Below are 19,292 nucleotides of genomic sequence, written 5' to 3' on the forward strand. Positions count from 1 at the left end.
GCGAAGCCAGCCGAAGCAACCAGGGCCGTAGTAGCAAAGAGAACCTTTTTCATGGTTTTCCCTCATTCTATATAAAAAGGTGACCTCAGCCCTCTGTCGAACTGAGTATGCTGCTGTGTCGCTCTTTGGGGCCGTGAATGCAAGAAAGCTGACACCCCCAACCCCATTGCACCCCGCATTGATGCAGCTTTGCCACACCGCGTTTTCCGCCCCCTATATACTATAGAGGGGAAAAACCTTGTTCCGGCCCATATGCTCGGCTAGGAAAGCCGAGAACAGACATCAGGCAGGTTCTTATGACTTTCGACTCTATTGTACGTGCGGCGCTGGCGCTGGCTTTTACGGCGACTCTGTCGGCCTGTGGTTTGGGCGATAGCAGCCTGTTGAGCGATGTCACCCCGTCCAGCGACGAAAACATTGAACGTCAGCGGGAATCGACGCCGTTGGGTCAGGAACGTGAATCGACGATCTTTGACCTGTTCACCAATGCGGACGACCCCAACACCACGGTTGAGGTAAACAAATACATCTGGACCGCTGCGCTTGAGGTGCTGGATTTCCTCCCGATTGAGGCGGTCGATCCGTTCTCGGGTGTGATTGTGACCGGCTATGGCACACCGCCGGGCGGTGGCCGCGCCTATCGTGCGACGGTTTATGTGACCGACCCCGCCTTGGATGCGCGCGCGCTGAACGTTGCGCTTGCCACGCGGTCGGGTCCGGTTGATGGCGCGACCACCCGCGCGATTGAGGACGCGATTCTAACCCGCGCGCGTCAACTGCGTATCCGCGACGGCGATCTATGATTTCGGCCGGGGGATGACCCCGGTCTGTACCACCATGACGTCGCCGGGCCGTAGAGCCCGGCGTTTCTACTGACAAGGACCAGAACTATGTCCCGTTACGACCCCAGCACCATCGAACCCAAGTGGCAGGCCGCGTGGGATGCTGCCGAGACGTTCAAGGCCGTGCACGACCCGTCCAAGCCGAAATATTATGTGCTTGAGATGTTCCCGTATCCCTCGGGCAGCCTGCACATCGGCCACGTGCGCAACTATGCGATGGGCGACGTGATTTCGCGCTATAAACTGTCCAACGGGTTCAGTGTCCTGCACCCGATGGGGTGGGACGCCTTTGGTCTGCCCGCCGAAAACGCCGCGATGGAGCGTAAAATCCACCCCGGCGACTGGACCTATTCCAACATCGCCAACATGAAGGCGCAGTTTGCAACGCTGGGTCTGTCGCTGGACTGGTCGCGGGAATTCGCGACCTGTGATCCGGAATATTACGGCCAGCAACAGGCGATGTTCATCGACTTTATGGAAAAGGGTCTGGTCTATCGCAAAAACGCGGTGGTGAACTGGGACCCCGTGGACATGACCGTTCTGGCCAACGAACAGGTTGAGGACGGGCGTGGCTGGCGTTCGGGAGCCTTGGTTGAGCGCCGTGAACTGACCCAATGGTTCTTTAAGATCTCGGATTTCTCCGAAGAATTGCTGAGCGCGCTGGATAACCTCGACAACTGGCCCGACAAGGTCAAACTGATGCAGCGCAACTGGATCGGGAAATCCCGCGGGTTGCAGTTTGCCTTTTCAACCGTGGACGCGCCCGAAGGGTTTGACCGGATTGAGGTCTACACCACCCGCCCCGATACGTTGATGGGCGCAAGCTTTGTCGGGATTTCGCCCGATCACCCGCTGGCCAAGGTTCTGGAGCAGGACAACCCCGAGATCGCGGCGTTCTGCAACGAATGCCGTCAAACCGGCACCAGCGAGGAAGCCCTTGAAAAGGCCGAAAAACGCGGTTTGGACACGGGCCTGAAGGTCCGTCACCCGTTTGATACCTCGTGGGAACTGCCGATCTATATCGCCAACTTTATCCTGATGGATTACGGCACTGGCGCGATCTTTGGCTGTCCTGCGCATGATCAACGCGACCTTGATTTCGCACGCAAATACGATCTGCCCGTGACGGATACCTTTGTTGCGGTCGAAAACGGCGCACCTGTTGAGAATGAGGCATTTACGCCGCCCAAGACGGACAAGGTCCGGTGGCTGCGCGCCTATGCGTGGGATGAAATCGCGACCGGCGAAGAGGCCATTGATGCCGCCATCGCGTTCTGTGAGGAACAGGGCGTCGGCCAAGGTGTGACCAAATTCCGTCTGCGGGACTGGGGTCTGTCGCGTCAGCGTTATTGGGGCTGTCCGATTCCCGTTGTGCATTGCGACACCTGTGGCGTGGTCCCCGAAAAGAAAGAGAACCTGCCCGTCGCCCTGCCCAAGGACGTCAATTTCGACAAGCCGGGCAACCCGTTGGACCGTCACCCGACGTGGCGCGATTGCCCGTGCCCGAACTGTGGCGCGCCCGCGAAACGCGAAACCGACACGATGGACACCTTCGTCGATAGCTCGTGGTACTATTCGCGCTTTACCTCGCCCAATGCCGCGACGCCGACCGATCCGGCGGAATGCGAATACTGGATGAATGTCGATCAGTACATCGGCGGGATTGAGCACGCGATTCTCCACCTGCTGTATTCGCGCTTCTTTGCACGCGCGATGCAGATTTGTGGCCATATGCCTGCCTCGGCGGTAGAACCGTTCGACGCGCTGTTCACCCAAGGTATGGTGACGCACGAGATTTATCAGACGCGCGATGAAAATGGCCGCCCCGTCTATCACTTCCCTGCGGATGTGGAAAACGGGCGCGTCAAGGCAACCGGCGAAGAGGTAGAGATCATCCCCTCGGCCAAGATGTCCAAGTCCAAGAAGAACGTCGTCGATCCGGTGGATATCGTGGAAACCTACGGCGCGGATACCGCCCGCTGGTTCGTTCTGTCCGACAGCCCGCCCGAGCGTGACGTCGAATGGACTACCTCGGGGGTTGAGGCCGCGTTCAAACACCTGTCCCGTGTCTGGCGCGTCGCCAATGACATCGCGGAAATGACGGATGAGGGCACAGCCGACGCCGATCTGGAGCGCGCAACCCACCGTGCGATCCACGATGTGACCATGGGCATCGAGAGCTTTGGCTTTAACACCTCGGTTGCGAAACTTTATGGGTTCAGCAACGTCGTCCAGAAATCCAAGGCCGGTCGCGCCGCACGTCGTGAGGCGATGCTGGTTCTGGCCCAGTTGATGTCGCCGATGACCCCGCACTTGGCCGAAGCGATCTGGGAATTGCTGGGCGGTGAGGGTCTGATCGCGAATGCGCCGTGGCCCAAGGCCGATCCGGCGAAACTGGTCGATGACACGATCACCATGCCGATCCAGATCAACGGCAAACGCCGTGGCGAAATCGAAGTGGCCAAGGATTTGCCCAAGGAAGAGGTTGAAAAGCTGGCCTTGGCGCATGATGCTGTTCTCAAGGCGCTGGATGGCGGCGCCCCGAAAAAGCTGATTGTTGTTCCGGGTCGCATCATCAATGTCGTCATTTAACCGTCGCGCCGTTCTTGCCATGTTGGGGTTGATGCCCCTTGCGGGCTGTGGATTTCAGCCCGCCTATGGCACGGATGGTGTCGCCGCCGATCTGCAGGGCCGCCTGGCCCTGCAAGACCCCACCGAACGCGACGAATTCGATCTGGTCGCCCGGTTTGAAGAGCGTTTGGGCCGCCCCAATGCGCCGATTTACGATCTGTCCTATTCCCTACGCACCGACGAAGAGGGTCTGGGTATTTCCGCGCAACAGGAGATCACCCGCTTTAACGTGTTGGGATATCTGGACTTTGTCCTGCGGGACCGCCGCACCGGCCTGATCGTCGCCCAAGGCAGCACCAGCAACTTCACGGGTTATTCCACAACGGGCAACACGATCACCACCGTCACCGCACAGCGCGACGCCTATGCGCGTCTGGTGGTGTTGCTGGCCGATCAGACGATCACTCGCATTCTGGCCGTGCTGGCGGCCGACGCCTCATGAAGCTCAGCGCGCGCGACGCAAACCGCTATTTCGCCAAGCCGGACGCGGACAAGACCGGCCTGTTGATCTTTGGCGAGGACGCGATGCGCGTGGCGTTGAAACGCCAACAGGTGATCGCGGCCCTGTTGGGTGAAAACGCCGAAGAGGAAATGCGCCTGACACGGATGAGTGGCGCCGATTTGCGTAGTGATCCCGCCGCCGCATTGGACGCGGTCAAGGCCGTCGGCTTTTTCCCCGGACCGCGCGCAGTGTTCATTGAAGAGGCGACCGACAATATCGCGCCTGCGCTGAAAACCGCCCTGTCCGAATGGGCGCCCGGCGATGCGCAGGTCATCGTGACGGCAAAACAGCTGACCGCGAAATCGGCCCTGCGCAAACTGTTTGAGGGGCACCCGAACGCCTTTGCCGTCGGGATTTACGACGATCCCCCCTCGCGCGAGGAGATTGAGAGCGAGTTGTCCAAGGTCGGCATCACCGTCGATCGTGACGCGATGACCGATCTGGTGAACCTGTCCAAAATGCTGGACCCCGGTGATTTCCGTCAGACGGTGGAAAAGCTATCCCTTTATAAATACGGAGATAATTCGGCGGCCACGTCGGACGATGTTCTGGCCTGTGCCCCCACCTCGACCGAGGCGGCCTTGGACGATGTGCTGAACATTGTGGCCGAGGGGCGCAGTCCCGAGGTCGGTCCGATCATGCGCAAACTGCAATCCCAAGGCGTCAATCCCGTGACCTTGTGCATCGGCCTTAGCCGCCATTTCAAAACCCTGCACGCCGCCGCATCCGATCCCGGTGGTGCCGCGTCGGGGATTGGCCGTGTGCGCCCGCCCGTGTTCGGCCCGCGCCGCGACCGGATGGTGCGGCAGGCGTCGAAATGGGGGATGTTCCGTCTGGAACAGGCGTTGACCATTTTGACCGATACGGACCTGCAATTGCGCTCCACCTCGCGGGCACCGGCGATGGCCGTGGTGGAACGCGCGATGATCCGGATTGCGATGCTGGCCGCGCGGTAACTAGGCCCGCCGCCCGCGCAGCATGATGTAAATCCCGCTGGCCACGATCAGGGCACTGCCCGCATAGGTCAGGGCATCGGGACGTTCGCCAAACACCACTGCGCCAAAGATCAGGGCAAAGATCAATCGCGAATACCGAAACGGCGTCACGGCGGACAATTCCCCGGTGCGCATCGCGCGGGTCAGGGCAGAATAGGCCATAACCCCGAACAGGGTGGCCGCCGCGATTTGCGCCATCTGGGTGGGCGCGGGGATGTGCATCGGACCGGAAAACGCCTGAACACAAATCCCTGCCACGACCAGCATCAGAAACCCGTAGACGCCCAGTTGCGCGGTTGACAGGCCCTTGGGCGCGGCGCGGGTGGCCAGATCCCGACCGGCAAAGCCCAACATCCCAATCACCGCCAGAATGGACAGGGGGTCAAACCCCGCGACACCAGGCCGGATCACCATCAACACCCCGATGAACCCGACGAAAATCGCCGACCACCGTCGCCAGCCTACCGTTTCGCCGAAAAACACCACGGCACCGGCGGCCACGACCAGTGGCGTTGCCTGCAGGATCGCGGATGTGGTGGACAGGGGCGTCAACGCGATCGCCAAGGTAAACCCGATCCGCCCGAACACCTCGGATGCGTGCCGCCACAGCATGGGCCGCGACAGGGCAAGGGGATGTATCACCCGATCCCCGCGCTGCAACGCAAGGCCCGCGAAAATCAACGTCCCCAATCCGCCAAACAGGATCAGGGCCTCGCCCACAGGGATGTGCTGGGTCGCGGCCTTGAGGAACATGTCCTCCACCGCGAAACCGGCCATGGCGGCGATCATAAACATCGCCCCGCGAATATTCTCCATCCGCTTGCCCCTCCCTTGGCCGTGCAGACCCTTGGCGTCCCATTGTTTTATCAGTTGGTCAAGGTGGAAAACCTTGAAACACCTTCGCGTGATGGCAACATCAGGGGCACAGGGTTGAACGGGAGGACGGGAATGTACACGGTCATCGGCAATGTGCGCAGTCGGGCGCTGCGGGTTCTATGGATGCTAGAGGAACTGGGGGTCGAGTACGACCATATCCCCGCCCTGCCACGATCCGCCGAAATCTTTGAGGTCAATCCGCTGGGCAAGGTGCCCGCGTTACTGGCTGGCGATCAGGTTCTGACCGATTCCGTGGCGATCCTGACCTATCTGGCGGATAAGCACGGCGCGCTGACCTTTCCCGCCGGTACAATCGAACGCGCCCGTCAGGACGCCCTGACCCATCTGGTTCTGGATCAGTTCGACGCGCTGTTGTGGACGGCGGCGCGGCATAGCTTTGTTCTGCCCAAGGAACGTCGTCTGCCCGAAATCAAGGATAGCCTGCGCTGGGAATTCGAGCAGGGCGAACAGTTGCTCGCCGGTGCTTTGGGCGATGGGCCCTACCTGATGGGAGACACGATGACGATTGCCGATATCCTCTTGGCGCATTGTCTGAACTGGGCCGTTTTGGCGAAATTTCCGGTGACCGAGGCGTCATTGGTGGAGTTTGCCGCCCGTATGTCCACGCGCCCCGCGTTTCAGCGCGCGGTGTCTCGCGAACAGGCATAGTGCGCGGCGGCACGCCCCGCCCACCGCCCCGTGGCCAGACAGGCGGTCAACAGATAGCCGCCTGTCGGGGCCTCCCAATCCAGCATCTCACCCGCGCAGAACACGCCCGCGCGCGGGGCCAGCATCAGGTCCGCGTCAACCGCGCCCCATGCCACGCCACCCGCGGTCGAAATCGCCTCATCGATCGGGTGGGGACCGGTATGGCGCGCGGGAAGGGATTTGATCGCCCGCGCCAATGCGTCCGTGTCGCGCGCGCCGCCGCCCCATTCCATCAGCAGGGCGATTTTTTCGGGCGGCAGGCGCAGCACCTTGCGCAGGTGGTTGGTCAGGCTGTTCTTGCCGCGCGGACGGTTAAGGGCGGTTTTGATCCGTTCCGCATCCCAATCGGGCATCAGATCAATGCAGAGCGGCGCGCCGTCCCGCATCGCGCGCGACAGGGCGTAAATCCCGCCGCCTTCAAGCCCGCGCGCGGAAATCACAAACTCGCCCGTGCCGGTGTCTTCACCCGCGCTTAGGCGGACGCCCTTGACCGGTTGGCCGAAATGGCGGGCCATCTTGTCCGACCAATCGACGCCGAACCCCATATTCGCGGGCTGAAACGGGGTCAGGTCCACGCCCGCGCCCGCCAAGATCGGCGCCCACGCCCCGTCCGAGCCCAAGCGCGCCCAACTGGCCCCGCCAAGGGCCAGAACGGTGACATCTGCGGCGATCTCGGTCGGGCCATGCGGCGTGTCGAACACCGCCGCCGCACCGTTCCATCCGGTCCAGCGGTGATTGCGGCGCAGCTCCACCCCCATGCCGTCCAGCCGCCCCATCCATGCGCGCAGCAGGGGTGAGGCCTTCATCACCTTGGGAAACACACGGCCCGATGATCCGGCAAACATCTCTTGACCCAGACCCGTGGCCCATGCGGTCGCGGCTTCGGGGCCAAATTCGGTGATCATCGGGGTTAGGTGGGCGCGTGCGTTGCCATAGGCCGCCAGAAACCTGTCCAGCGGTTCGTCCTTGGTCAGGTTCAGACCCGATTTCCCCGCCATCAGAAATTTGCGCGCGGGCGACGGCTTGGCCTCGGCCACCACCACCGACAGGCCTGCCGATGCCAGTTCATCCGCCGCCATCAAACCGGCGGGACCTGCCCCGATCACCACTGCGCGTTTCATTTGCCACCGTCCCCGATTGCGCCATATTCGCCCCTATGGACGATCCGATTTGCCCCCTGTGCCAACGCCCGATCCCGCCCGAGGCGAAACAGAGCCAACACCACCTGATCCCCAAACTGCGCGGGGGCAAAGGGGGTGAGACGGTTCTGTTGCACCAGATTTGCCATAACGAAATCCACGCGACCCTAACGGAAACCGAACTTGCGCGGTCCTACCACACGATTGACGCGTTGCGCAGCCACCCGAGGTTGGAAAAGTTCATCGCGTGGGTCGGCAAGCGTCCCCCCGCGTTTCATTCCAAAACCCCCGGTGCGCGGCGCAAACGTTAGGCGCACATGCCTTTGATGGCGGCGCGCAACTCGGGCTTGGCTCCCGCGACGGACTCGGTCAGGGCGATGGCCTGATCCAGCAGTTCATCCGCCGGAACGATCCGGTCGATCAGGCCGAATGCATAGGCCTCATCCGTGGTGATCTTGGCCCCACCCATCAGGATCATCTTGGTCCGTGCGGGCCCGATCAGCGCGCGCATCCGCACAGGGTCGGACGGTTGGGGGAGAAAGCCCAGCTTCATCACCGGGTAGAACACCTTGGCCCCCGGCACCGACAGGCGCATGTCACAGGCCAAGGCCATCCCGCAGGCCCCACCGGCCAGCGTCCCGTTCATCGCGCAGATCGACAGACCCGAAAACGCGGCGACCGCGCCTGACAGGCGCTCCCACACATCGTCGGTTGCCAGACCCGCGCGCGCCTGATCCAGATCCGCACCGGCGGAAAACACCTTGCCTGCACCGGTCAGGATCAGGGCGGGCACCTGTGCCACCTCGGCGGCCTCGGCGATATCGGCCAGTTCGGCCAGCATATCGCGGGTCAGCGAATTCGCCTTTTCCGGTCGGTTGATCGTCGCGATCCAATGGGTGTCGGTTTTGGTCAGTTCGATCATGCGTCGTATACTCCTGCGCGGCTGCGGATGTCGTCGTCCCGCAGCGAAATTTCGGTGCCGATCAGGTCATCAGCGGCGGGGGTGCACATCCACGCCAGCGCCCGCGCGGGCCATTCGGGCGGGATATGGTCGGACCAGTCCATCTGTCGCACGCGGTTGTCGACCGAACTGGCCTTGATGTCCTTTTGCATCTGCGTTGCGACCGTGCCGGGTGACAGGCCGAACGCGCGGATGCCCGCATCACGGTATTCAAGGTCCAAACAACGCGTCAGCATCGCCGCCCCCGCCTTGGACGCGCAATAGGCCGACCATCCGGCGATCGGGTTGCTGGCCGCGCCCGAGGACACGGTGATGATCGTGCCCCCCGTTGGCATATGGCGCAGCGCCGCCTGCACCCCGTAAAACGCACCTTTCAGGTTCACGTCGATCAGGGTGCCCCATGCGTCCGCATCCGCGTCGCCCAGACGGGCAATCGGGTCGATGATACCGGCGTTGTTGATGACCACATCGATCTGACCGAAATGTGAAACGGCCTGGTCAAACGCCACCGTCACCTGATCCGCATCCGCCACGTCACAGGCAATCGCGATGGCCGCGTCCCCGATCCCCGCCGCGATCTGATCAATTGCGTCTCTGTTACGGGCCAAAAGGGCGACCTTGGCCCCCGATTTCGCCATCTCGACCGCTGCCGCCGCACCGATGCCGCGACTGGCGCCGGTGATCACGACCACCTTATCCGTCAGATCATGCATGTCTGTCCTCCGCTTGGTCCCGTTCTACGCGGCAAAGTTGCGCTTTCCAATCCCAAGCAGTGCTTGACCCCCCGCGCCCCACGGTCAAGAGTACGGCCAGATTAGTTTTTTGAAAGGCATCGTAATGGGTCGTTTTGTATTGGGATCTTCGGTTTGTGCGGCGGCATTGGTCGCGGGGTTGGCCCCCGCATCCGCGCTGACCCCCGAAGAGGCATGGACCGCTATTCAAACCCTGAACAAGATCAGCGGATATGAAACCTCTGGCACGGCGACCCGCGTTGGCGACACCCTGACCATCAGCGATCTAACCTATTCGCAGACGCAGGAAGAGTTCGAACTGTCCATCGACCTTGCAGATGTGACCCTGACCGATCTGGGTGGGGGCGTTGTTGGCGTCGGCTATCCTGAAACGTCGGAAATGGTGGTGAATCTTGTGATCGAGGACGAAGAAGTCTCGATCCCCGTTCAGCTGTCCATGTCGGGTCTGAACGCCGAAATGGCCGGTGAGCCTGAGAACGTCGAATACGTCTACGCCGTCGACACGATGGCGATGACCTTTTCCGACTTTGAACGTTTCGCGGATGAGGGTGAGCCGGTCAAAGGCGTGGTCAGCCTGTCGATGGATGGCTTTAGCGGCACCTCGACCATTGGCACGACGGATATCATCGATTTTGCCTCGGCGATGAAATGGGCCAAGGCCGCGATGGTCATGAATATCGAAGGTATTGAAGAGCCCGGCAATCTGGTCATGTCGCTTGGCGTTGGTGCAGGCGCTTATGAGGGCGACACCCGCATGCCTGCGGACATTGATACGTCTGACCCAACGGCCATGTTCGCAGCGGGTGTATCCGGTTCCGTCGCGATGACATATGAAGATTTGGCCTTTGCCCTTAACATGAGCGGGTTTGAGGGCGATGGCCCCAATGCCGTCGGCAGCTATAGCCTTGATGCGGGCCGTCTGGTTGGGGATGTGGTGGATGGCGTCGTGTCCATGGAATCCACGGGCACAAATCTGGCGATGTCGATGCAATCGCCCGACATCCCCCTGCCGTCGATCAGCGCCTTTATCGCCGAGGGCGGCGCGGCCTTCACGTTCCCGATGCTGATGTCCGAAGACCCGCAGGACTACAAACTGGCCTTTGCCTATCGCGGTCTGACGGTCGAAGATTCGATCTGGGACCTGTTCGACCCCCAAGGCATCCTGCCCCGCGATCCGGCGACCATCTCGCTTGACCTGTCGGGCAAGATGGAATGGCTGATCGACATTCTATCCGGTGCCGAGCCCGAAGCGGGTGAGATTCCGGCGTTGGTCTATGATGTCGCCATCAACGATCTGACCATTGATCTGGCCGGTGCGTCGGTCGAAGGGTCGGGCGCGTTCGAATTGAACCACGACGATTACATCAGCTTTGACGGCATCCCCGCCCCGATTGGCGATGCAAGCTTTGTCATCACCGGTGCGAACGGTCTGTTGGACAATCTGGTCGCGATGGGACTGATGCCCGAAGAACAGGTTCTGGGCGTGCGCATGATGATGGGTATTTTCGCCACCCCCGGTGAGGGTGACGATGTCCTGACCAGCACGATTGAGACCACCGCCGAAGGTCAGGTCTTTGCCAACGGTCAGCGCCTGAAATAACGCGCGAACCGCTGCGTTACGGAAAACAGGGCCCCGCGTGACTTGCGCGGGGCTTTTTTGCGGACTAGGTCAATGTGGATCACGGAATAAAGGGCAGGTCATGAGCGATACGCTGAAATCCCTAAGCGCGCGACTGGTAGAGGCGGCGATCAAGGCCGGTGCGGACGCCGCAGACGCAATCGCGGTTCAGGGGACGTCGCTGTCGATTGATGTGCGTCACGGGAAACTGGAAACCGCTGAACGGTCCGAAGGCACGGATATCGGCCTGCGCGTGATCATCGACGGGCGGCAGGCCTGTGTGTCCGCGTCCGACACCCGCGACGTGACCATTGCCGAAATGGCCGAACGCGTTGTCGCCATGGCCGCCGAGGCCCCACAGGACCCCCATGTCGGTCTGGCCGATCCGTCGCAACTCGCCCGTGAATGGGATATTGCCGCGCTGGAACTGTCCGACGCCACACCGGACCCCAGCCCCGCCGAGCTAGAGGAAGACGCGCGCCGCGCCGAGGCCGCCGCCTTGGCCGTCGCGGGTGTCACACAGGTGCAATCGGCCGGTGCTGGATATGGCCGTCGCCAAATCCACATGTCGGCCAGCAACGGGTTTTCCGGCGGCTATGAACGCACAGACCGCGGTCTGTCCTGTGTCGCCATTTCGGGCGAAGGCGCGGAGATGGAGCGCGATTACGCCGGTGAGGGGCGCATCTTTCAGGCCGATTTGCCCGACGCGGATGAGATCGGCACGCTGGCCGGTGAACGCGCGGTGTCCCGCCACGGCGCGCGCAAGCCCAAAACCGGTGCCTTTCCGGTGCTCTATGATGAACGGATTTCCTCGACCCTGATCGGGCATATCTTGGCCGCGATCAACGGGGCCAGCATCGCGCGGGGCAGCTCGTGGTTGCGCGATGCGATGGGGGAACAGGTTCTGCCCAAGGGCATGTCGTTGATCGAGGACCCTCTGCGTACCCGAGCGACCGGATCGCGCCCGTTTGACGCCGAGGGCTTGCCGACCGCGCGCCGCGCCTTGATTGAGGACGGGATGCTGCAAAGCTGGGTTCTGGATCTGGCGACCGCGCGCAAACTGGGGCTGGACAGCACGGCCAACGCCGCGCGCGGCACGTCCTCGCCGCCCTCGCCGTCGGTGACAAATCTGGACCTGACGCAAGGCGCGAAATCGCGCGACGAACTGCTGGCCGAGATGGGCACGGGCCTGTTGGTGACGTCGATGATCGGCTCATCCATCAACCCGACCACGGGCGATTATTCACGGGGTGCATCGGGGTTCTGGGTCGAGAACGGCGAAATCGCCTATCCCGTCAACGAATGCACCATCGCGGGCAATCTGCGCGACATGATGCGCGGTGTGATCGCCGCCAATGACGCGCGCATGCACCTGTCGCGGCGCGTGCCCAGTTTGCTGGTTGAGGGGCTGACCCTTGCCGGTGAATAAGGACGATCTGGACCTGTTGGTTTCGGCGGCCCGCGCCGCGGGTCAGGTGGCGATGCGCCACTGGAAAAACGACCCAAAGGTTTGGCACAAACCGGATGACCAAGGCCCCGTCACCGAGGCCGATTATGAGGTCGACGCGCTGCTCAAGACGACGCTTTGCAGGGCGCGACCCGACTACGGCTGGTTGTCCGAGGAAACGGCGGACAGCGCCGCGCGCCTGTCGGCCAAACGTACGTTTATCGTGGACCCGATCGACGGCACCCGCGCCTTCATCGGCGGGGATCAGGCGTTTTCCCACGCCCTGTCGGTGGTCGAGGATGGCGCGGTCGTGGCCGCCGCTGTCTACCTGCCCGCGCTGGACCGGATGTTTACCGCGTCTCTGAATGGCGGCGCGTTTTTGAACGGTGAACGTTTGCAGGTGTCGGGTCGCGGTGATCTGAGCGGCGCGCGCATTCTGGCGGCGCGTCCTGTGATGGACGACAAACACTGGGCCGGTCCTGTGCCCGATGTGACGCGGCATTTGCGCCCGTCGCTGGCCTATCGCCTGTGTCTGATCGCGCAGGGGCGGTTTGACGCGATGGTGTCGGTGCGGCCCAGTTGGCATTGGGACACCGCAGCGGGTAGCCTGATCGTGACCGAGGCGGGCGGTGTGATTGCCGACCGGACCGGCGCGACAATCCGCTATAACACCCCGTCGTCGCAATCCATGGGCATTCTTGCGGGTGGTCCCGATTTGATGGCGCAAATCCTGCCGCGCCTTGCCTATTCCGTCGGCTGACCCTTTCCCATCGCGCTGCGGTGCAGTAGGGTCTGGGCGACTTAATATGACCGGAGGTCCCAATGGCCAATCGCCTGCATCTCGTCTTTGGTGGCGAACTGATTGATCCGTCGAAATCCGAATTCAAGGACGTCAGCGATCTGCACATCGTCGGCATCTTCCCCAACTACGAAGAGGCCTATAACGCATGGAAGGCCGAGGCCCAGCGGACCGTCGACAACGCCCATATGCGCTATTTCATCGCCCATCTGCACCGTCTGCGGGATGAGGCCACCGCCGCCAGCGCGACCGAAGAACTGAACGTGTGATCCTGACCGGATGAAGGGTGCCCTGTCCGCATTTTGGGAAAATGCCCGTGCGTGGCTGTCCCTGCGGATGCCGGCGGCACCCGCTCCGGCGCCGGCTGTTCCGGCCAAGCGTCCGACGGGACCGTTGGTCTGGATCGTTGGTGCACCTGCGGGCGATAGTTGCGGTCAGACGCGCGCGTTGATCAAGGCGCTTGAGGAACTGCACGAGGACATCACGATCCTTGTCTCCACGACCCAAGACGTCCCAACCGACAGCACCCTTTCGGTCGCACAGGTCGACGAACCCACAGACCGCGCGGGTGTGACACAGGTTCTGGACCATTGGTCCCCTGATGCGGTTTTGGTGTTTCCGGGCCGTATCACGTCACCCGTATTGGGAGCGATCAGCGCCCACACCGCCCCCATTTTTGCCATTGTCGATGACGTCGAGACGCGGCTGCCGCGGTTTTTGTTGCGCCGGTTTGAACGGGTTTTCGCAACGGATGACGAAATCATTGCCGCATTGCGCCGTGCCGGTTGCCCCGAGCATCGCATCCAAAAGGTCGGCGCGCTGGACGACGGAGGGGCGGTTCTGCCTTATAACGCGGCCGAATACGGCGAGATGGTCAAGCTACTGGGCGGACGGCCGTTGTGGTTGGCGGCGAATTGCGCGGCGTCCGAGGACCGGATCATGGTCGATGCCCATTCCCGCGCCGCGCGCTATTCGCATCGGTTGCTGTTGATCCTTGTGCCCGACGATCCCGACCGTGCACCGGACCTTGCCTCCGACCTGCGCGACAAGGGCTGGCGCGTTGCGGTGCGCAGCGCGGATGAGGACCCCGATGCCGACACCCAGATTTATATCGCCGATCTGGACGGAGAATTGGGCATGTGGCTGCGCATTGCGCCGGTGACGTTCCTTGGGGGATCTCTGGCGGGGTCGGGCAACTGTCTGAACCCGCGCGCGGTGGCCGAATTGGGCTCTGTCATCATCCATGGCCCGTCAAGCGCCCCGCATAAGGCCTATCTGGGTCAGATGGATTCGGGCCGTGCGGCGCGGGTCGTGCGGGATGGGACGGGGTTGTCCAACGTGCTGAACGCGCTGTCCTCACCGGATAAGGTTGCGGAATTGGCCCATAACGCGTGGGACATCGCGACACAGAATGCCGACGCGACCCTAAAAGTGGCGCAACTGGTCGGGGCGGCCTTGCCCGCGACAGGTACCGATGGGGGCGCGGATGCGGGCACCTGAGTTCTGGTTCACCGACGGGCGGCCCAGTTGGCAGTCGGTTTTGCTGTCCCCGCTGGGCGCGCTTTATGCGACGCAAACGGCGCGGCGCGTGCGCAAAGGGGCGGACGGGTTTCGCGCCGACGTGCCGGTGATCTGTGTCGGCAACATCAACGCGGGCGGCACCGGCAAAACGCCGACGACCATCGCCCTGATGATGCATTTCGCCGCCCAAGGGATCACCGCGCATGTGGTGTCGCGTGGCTATGGCGGGACGGCTACCGGCCCCGTGCAGGTGGTTGAGCGCACCCATAGCGCCGCCGAGGTCGGGGATGAGCCGTTGTTGATGGCCGCCTTCGGCCCCGTCTGGGTGGCCAAGGATCGCGCCGCCGGTGTGCGCGCGGCCCAAGAGGCGGGCGCGCAAGTGATCCTGCTGGACGACGGATTTCAGAACCCCAGCGTGCAAAAGGACATCTCCATCGTCGTGGTCGATGCGGTCAAGGGATTCGGCAATGGCCGTGTTTTGCCCGCCGGACCGTTGCGCGAACCAGTAGCCGCCGGCATGGCGCGCTCCGATCTGGTGTTGTCGATTGGTCATGACGGGGCACAGGCGCGGTTCGCGGACACGTGGGGCCCGTTCACGCCGCCCCATATCCGTGGGCACCTCGACCCGCTGCAGACCGGATACGATTGGCAGGATGCGCCGGTTCTGGCCTTTGCGGGGATCGGTCATCCCGAGAAATTCTTTGGCACTCTGCGCGGTCTGGGCGCGAACCTGATGCGGGCCGAAGCCCTAAGCGATCACCAACCCCTGTCCGAGGCATTGATGAAACGCCTGTTGGCCGAGGCGCGGCTGTTAGGGGCGCAACTGGTCACGACGGAAAAGGACGCCGTGCGTCTGCCGGACAAGTTCCGCAGTCAGGTTCTGACCCTGCCGGTGCGTCTGTCCGTGGACAGCTGGGCACCATTGGATGCGTTGATCGTGCCGATGCTCAACAAATAAGGCCGCCCCGATTGGGACGGCCCTTTTGATCCGTGAGTGGACCGGCTTAGTCCGCCAGTTTTTCGTCCAGCAGAGCCGCGAAATCCGGATAGCTCATGTTCGAGTAGAGCTTGCCATCCACCACAAAGGACGGGGTCCCCTCGAGACCATCGGCGGTCGCGGTTTCCTCATAATGGGCCAGCATCGCTTGTGCCGTATCGGTGTCGGTGAAACAGGCATCCAATTCCGTGTCCGACATGCCGACGCTCCGGCCGATTATGCGCAGGTTTTCTGCGATCACACCCGGCGAGCCATTGCCCCACCATTCACGTTGCTTTTCATAGAGCAGACCGGCCACGCCGAAATAGCGCGTGTCACCGGCACAGCGTGCCAGCAACCCAGCCCACAGACCGGGACGGTCAAAGTACACTTCGCGGTAGACGAATTTGACCTTGCCCGTGTCGATGTAGTTTTCCTTGATCTGCGGGAAAACCTCGGCGTGGAAACGGGCGCAGTGGGGACAGGTGAACGATGCGTATTCGATGACCGTGACCGGCGCATCTTCGGCACCAAGGAATTTGTCATCGATCACGATGGGCTCGGCTGTGTCCTGAGCAAAGGCAACACCACCGATTGTGGCGTTCCCGATCAGGGCAGTCGTCCCTGCAAGTCCGAGGCGCAATGCGTCTCTTCTGTTCATGTGGTGTCTCCTTGACGTTTTGATCGACTTAATACGTTTTCCCCCAGCCGCGACAGCGCCGCGCGCAGGCCCTCGTCCGCTACATCGCTGGACAGGGCCGACACGGTTTGCACCACCACGGGGTCGGGGCGTTTAGGTTTAACGGGCGCGGGCGTGAATTCCGGCGCTCCTTCGGCAAAACCGGTCGGGGCGGTCTGCGTAATCTTGATACGGGCGATGGCGTTATGGCCGTAACAGGCGTTGACCTTTTCGCGGATGCGTTCCTTTTGCATCTCAAGGATCGGGGCATGGGCGCCGGTGGTCAGAACGGTCAGGGTCGCGCCGAACCCCTGACGGGCGTAGGACACATTGACGGGCCGCGCACAGCTGGCGACATCCTCCCCCACGATTTCGGCCCAGTGGGTCAACAGGCGCGCCACGGCAAAGCCGCGCTTTTCCGTCGCTTGGCGAATCCGTCCGTTGACCAGAAAACCGGCCTGTTCGAACCCGCGCTTGCGGCGCTGACGCTGTGTATCGCCATCCTTGGATGCCATCGGGGGTGTATTCCTCCTACACTTTTGCATTTAGTGCGCTAAGACGCATGGAACCAGCCACCCATCCAAGCGAGGATCATAACGATTGCGTGACCCAAGCCTAAGCCAAACCTTACTGGAATGGTATGACAAACACGCGCGGGAAATGCCATGGCGCATCGCGCCGTCGGATCGGATCGGCGGGACGCTGCCGGACCCTTATCGGGTATGGCTGTCCGAGGTGATGTTGCAACAGACCACCGTCGCCGCCGTGCGCACCTATTTCGAACGGTTCACGCATCTCTGGCCCACGGTCGGCGACCTTGCCGCCGCGCCGGATGAACAGGTCATGGGCGAATGGGCGGGTCTGGGATACTACGCGCGGGCGCGCAACTTGTTGAAATGCGCGCGGGTCGTGGCGAACGATCTGGGCGGGGAGTTTCCCGACACGCGTGAGGGGTTGCTGGAATTGCCGGGCATCGGGCCCTATACGGCATCCGCGATTTCGGCGATTGCCTTTGATCGCCCGTCTACGGTGGTGGATGGGAACGTCGAACGGGTGATGGCGCGCCTACATGCGGTGAATGACCCGATGCCGCCCGTCAAACCGCATCTGGCGGAATTGGCGGCGCGCTATACCCCTGAAAAACGACCCGGATGTTACGCGCAGGCGGTGATGGATTTGGGCGCGACGATCTGCACGCCGAAATCCCCGGCCTGTGGAATTTGCCCCCTGCGCGAGCGTTGCGCGGGGTTCGCGGCGGGTGTTCAGGCCGAATTGCCCCGTAAGGTCCCGAAAAAGGCGAAACCCACCCGTTACGGCACCGCCTATGTGGCGCGACGCGCGGATGGCGCGTGGTTGTTAGAGCGCCGTCCCGAGCGCGGATTGCTGGGCGGGATGCTGGGCTGGCCTGGATCGGAGTGGGGCGAGGTCGCAGTGGCGGTCCCGCCCATGGACGCCGATTGGACCGCGATCAATGCCGAGGTGCGCCATACGTTCACCCATTTCCACCTGATCCTGACCGTTTATGCCGCAACGGTCCCTCTGGACGCGGTGCCCGATATGGGGGACTTTATGCCTGCTGACGGGTTCCGACCCTCGGACCTGCCGACGGTGATGCGCAAGGTGTTCGACATCGCGCGCGCCCATGTGACGGCGGACGGGGGCACCTAGACGGAGACAGCCATGACCGAGCATCCCACCCTCTCCCCGCGCCTGAAAGACGCCCTGCCGTTCTGGATTTCGCTGACCCTAATTCCGGTGGTGATGTTTGCGGCGCGGGCGGGCGGCGCTTGGGTCTGGATCGTGCCGGTCTATGCGTGGTTTATGACGACGCTGATCGATTTCGTCATGGGTCTGAACACCGTGAACCCCGATCCGCAATCCCCGCCGCAGAACCTGTTCTGGTATCGGTTGATCACGCTGATCTGGTTCCCGATTCAGGCAGCTGTGATCTATGGGACGATCTATTATGCGACCCATGTTGCGGACTATGGATTGGTCGAACTATTGGGGCTGTTCTTTGGCGTTGGTGTCATTTCGGGGACCATCGGGATCGTCTACGCGCATGAACTGTTGCATCAGAAAAACCGCGTTGAACGGTGGTTGGGCGATCTGATGCTGGCCAGTGTTCTCTACAGCCATTTCCGGTCGGAACATCTGTTGGTGCATCACCGCTATGTCGGGACGCCCCGCGATGCGGTGACCGCGCGCTATAACGAGGGGTTTCACCGGTTTCTGCCTCGCGTTCTGGTCGAATGCATCGTGTCCGCGTGGTCAGCGGAACGCGATATGCTGGCCCGCAAGGGGCACGGCGCGTTTCACCGGTCGAACCCGTTCTGGCGCTATGGGGCGTTGCAATTGGGGATGCTGGTGCTGGCCTATCTGGTGGGGGGATGGTTTGGCGTCGCCCTGTTCGCGCTGCAGGCATTTAACGCGATCTGGCAGCTAGAGGTCACGAATTACATCGAACACTATGGCCTGACGCGCAAATACCTTGGGAACGGGAAATATGAACACGTCCTGCCAAGGCATAGCTGGAACGCATCGCACAAGGCGTCGAACTGGCTGTTGATCAACCTACAGCGCCATTCGGATCACCATTACAAACCCGACCGGCGGTTTCCTTTGCTGCAGACCTATTCGGCGGATGAAGCCCCGCAATTGCCGTTCGGCTATACGACCATGGGCATTCTGGCCCTGTGCCCACCCCTGTGGCGGCGCAAGATGAACCCGCGCGTGCGCGCATGGCGGCGGCAGTTCTATCCCGAAATCACCGATTGGAAGCCCTATAACAAAGGCATCCACGACTAACGAAAAATGCCCCGCCAAGACATGGCGGGGCCAGTGAG

At 62.2% G+C, this 19,292-nt stretch carries 20 protein-coding genes; 14 read left to right on the forward strand and 6 right to left on the reverse strand.

What is annotated here, in order from left to right; all coding sequences use genetic code 11:
* The first annotated feature begins 296 nt into the window (after positions 1 to 296).
* The 4 genes from R1W00_RS17570 to holA all read left to right on the forward strand — a co-directional run bounded on the left by R1W00_RS17570 (position 297) and on the right by holA (position 4,931).
* Positions 297 to 803, forward strand: a complete 507-nt coding sequence (locus tag R1W00_RS17570; RefSeq protein WP_317264081.1) for a DUF3576 domain-containing protein — start codon at positions 297 to 299, stop codon at positions 801 to 803.
* Positions 804 to 890: 87 nt separating this feature from the next.
* Entirely contained in the window at positions 891 to 3,434 is a 2,544-nt protein-coding gene (leuS, locus tag R1W00_RS17575; protein WP_317264082.1) for a leucine--tRNA ligase, read from the forward strand.
* On the forward strand, positions 3,421 to 3,915 hold the full coding sequence (locus R1W00_RS17580) for a hypothetical protein (RefSeq protein WP_317264083.1): 495 nt from the start codon (positions 3,421 to 3,423) through the stop codon (positions 3,913 to 3,915). The genes leuS and R1W00_RS17580 overlap by 14 nt, the downstream gene beginning before the upstream one ends.
* Positions 3,912 to 4,931 (forward strand): DNA polymerase III subunit delta, encoded by a 1,020-nt coding sequence (gene holA / locus R1W00_RS17585; RefSeq protein WP_317264084.1) that lies wholly within the window; start codon positions 3,912 to 3,914, stop codon positions 4,929 to 4,931. Before R1W00_RS17580 ends, holA begins: the two co-directional genes overlap by 4 nt.
* On the opposite strand, the gene R1W00_RS17590 is transcribed toward holA, so the two are convergent.
* Positions 4,932 to 5,786, reverse strand: coding sequence for a DMT family transporter (locus tag R1W00_RS17590; RefSeq protein ID WP_317264085.1), 855 nt, complete (start codon positions 5,784 to 5,786; stop codon positions 4,932 to 4,934). It abuts the gene before it with no gap.
* A gap of 132 nt (positions 5,787 to 5,918) precedes the next feature.
* Between R1W00_RS17590 and R1W00_RS17595 the strand changes: the two genes are divergently transcribed.
* A complete protein-coding gene (locus R1W00_RS17595) occupies positions 5,919 to 6,515 on the forward strand; it encodes a glutathione S-transferase family protein (protein ID WP_317264086.1) in 597 nt (198 codons plus the stop codon).
* Here the strand turns inward: R1W00_RS17595 and R1W00_RS17600 are convergent.
* Entirely contained in the window at positions 6,485 to 7,675 is a 1,191-nt protein-coding gene (locus tag R1W00_RS17600; protein WP_317264087.1) for a TIGR03862 family flavoprotein, read from the reverse strand. The two genes, R1W00_RS17595 and R1W00_RS17600, sit on opposite strands and share 31 nt — an antisense overlap.
* Before the next feature lie 35 nt (positions 7,676 to 7,710).
* Here R1W00_RS17600 and R1W00_RS17605 point away from each other — a divergent pair, with 35 nt between their 5' ends.
* Complete coding sequence (locus R1W00_RS17605) at positions 7,711 to 8,004, forward strand: HNH endonuclease (protein WP_317264088.1); 294 nt, start codon at positions 7,711 to 7,713, stop codon at positions 8,002 to 8,004.
* On the opposite strand, the gene R1W00_RS17610 is transcribed toward R1W00_RS17605, so the two are convergent.
* Together R1W00_RS17610 and R1W00_RS17615 are read right to left on the reverse strand one after the other, a co-directional pair.
* Positions 8,001 to 8,615, reverse strand: a complete 615-nt coding sequence (locus R1W00_RS17610) for an enoyl-CoA hydratase/isomerase family protein (protein ID WP_317264089.1) — start codon at positions 8,613 to 8,615, stop codon at positions 8,001 to 8,003. The two genes, R1W00_RS17605 and R1W00_RS17610, sit on opposite strands and share 4 nt — an antisense overlap.
* On the reverse strand, positions 8,612 to 9,367 hold the full coding sequence (locus R1W00_RS17615; RefSeq protein ID WP_317264090.1) for an SDR family oxidoreductase: 756 nt from the start codon (positions 9,365 to 9,367) through the stop codon (positions 8,612 to 8,614). Before R1W00_RS17615 ends, R1W00_RS17610 begins: the two co-directional genes overlap by 4 nt.
* Before the next feature lie 124 nt (positions 9,368 to 9,491).
* On the opposite strand from R1W00_RS17615, the gene R1W00_RS17620 reads away from it, so the two are divergent.
* The 6 genes from R1W00_RS17620 (at position 9,492) to lpxK (ending at position 15,749) form a co-directional block, all read left to right on the forward strand.
* A complete protein-coding gene (locus tag R1W00_RS17620; protein WP_317264091.1) occupies positions 9,492 to 11,006 on the forward strand; it encodes a hypothetical protein in 1,515 nt (504 codons plus the stop codon).
* Positions 11,007 to 11,106: 100 nt separating this feature from the next.
* Positions 11,107 to 12,453, forward strand: a complete 1,347-nt coding sequence (locus R1W00_RS17625) for a TldD/PmbA family protein (RefSeq protein WP_317264092.1) — start codon at positions 11,107 to 11,109, stop codon at positions 12,451 to 12,453.
* Positions 12,446 to 13,231 (forward strand): 3'(2'),5'-bisphosphate nucleotidase CysQ, encoded by a 786-nt coding sequence (locus R1W00_RS17630; protein WP_317264123.1) that lies wholly within the window; start codon positions 12,446 to 12,448, stop codon positions 13,229 to 13,231. Before R1W00_RS17625 ends, R1W00_RS17630 begins: the two co-directional genes overlap by 8 nt.
* 62 nt (positions 13,232 to 13,293) lie before the next feature.
* Positions 13,294 to 13,539, forward strand: coding sequence for a DUF4170 domain-containing protein (locus R1W00_RS17635; RefSeq protein WP_317264093.1), 246 nt, complete (start codon positions 13,294 to 13,296; stop codon positions 13,537 to 13,539).
* 10 nt (positions 13,540 to 13,549) lie between these two features.
* The gene (locus R1W00_RS17640) at positions 13,550 to 14,770 is read left to right on the forward strand and encodes a glycosyltransferase N-terminal domain-containing protein (protein ID WP_317264094.1); all 1,221 of its coding nucleotides are present in this window, start codon (positions 13,550 to 13,552) and stop codon (positions 14,768 to 14,770) included.
* The gene (gene lpxK / locus R1W00_RS17645; RefSeq protein ID WP_317264095.1) at positions 14,757 to 15,749 is read left to right on the forward strand and encodes a tetraacyldisaccharide 4'-kinase; all 993 of its coding nucleotides are present in this window, start codon (positions 14,757 to 14,759) and stop codon (positions 15,747 to 15,749) included. Before R1W00_RS17640 ends, lpxK begins: the two co-directional genes overlap by 14 nt.
* A 46-nt stretch (positions 15,750 to 15,795) precedes the next feature.
* Here the strand turns inward: lpxK and R1W00_RS17650 are convergent, their stop codons facing one another.
* Both R1W00_RS17650 and R1W00_RS17655 read right to left on the reverse strand, forming a co-directional pair.
* On the reverse strand, positions 15,796 to 16,428 hold the full coding sequence (locus tag R1W00_RS17650; protein ID WP_317264096.1) for a DsbA family protein: 633 nt from the start codon (positions 16,426 to 16,428) through the stop codon (positions 15,796 to 15,798).
* Positions 16,425 to 16,961 (reverse strand): DUF721 domain-containing protein, encoded by a 537-nt coding sequence (locus tag R1W00_RS17655; RefSeq protein ID WP_317264097.1) that lies wholly within the window; start codon positions 16,959 to 16,961, stop codon positions 16,425 to 16,427. Before R1W00_RS17655 ends, R1W00_RS17650 begins: the two co-directional genes overlap by 4 nt.
* A gap of 85 nt (positions 16,962 to 17,046) precedes the next feature.
* Between R1W00_RS17655 and mutY the strand changes: the two genes are divergently transcribed.
* Both mutY and R1W00_RS17665 read left to right on the forward strand, forming a co-directional pair.
* Entirely contained in the window at positions 17,047 to 18,114 is a 1,068-nt protein-coding gene (gene mutY / locus R1W00_RS17660) for an A/G-specific adenine glycosylase (RefSeq protein WP_317264098.1), read from the forward strand.
* Between the two features lie 12 nt (positions 18,115 to 18,126).
* Entirely contained in the window at positions 18,127 to 19,254 is a 1,128-nt protein-coding gene (locus R1W00_RS17665; protein ID WP_317264099.1) for an alkane 1-monooxygenase, read from the forward strand.
* Positions 19,255 to 19,292: the final 38 nt, after the last annotated feature.

This window comes from Rhodovulum sp. FJ3 (genome assembly GCF_032918305.1).
Taxonomy (GTDB): domain Bacteria; phylum Pseudomonadota; class Alphaproteobacteria; order Rhodobacterales; family Rhodobacteraceae; genus SAT37.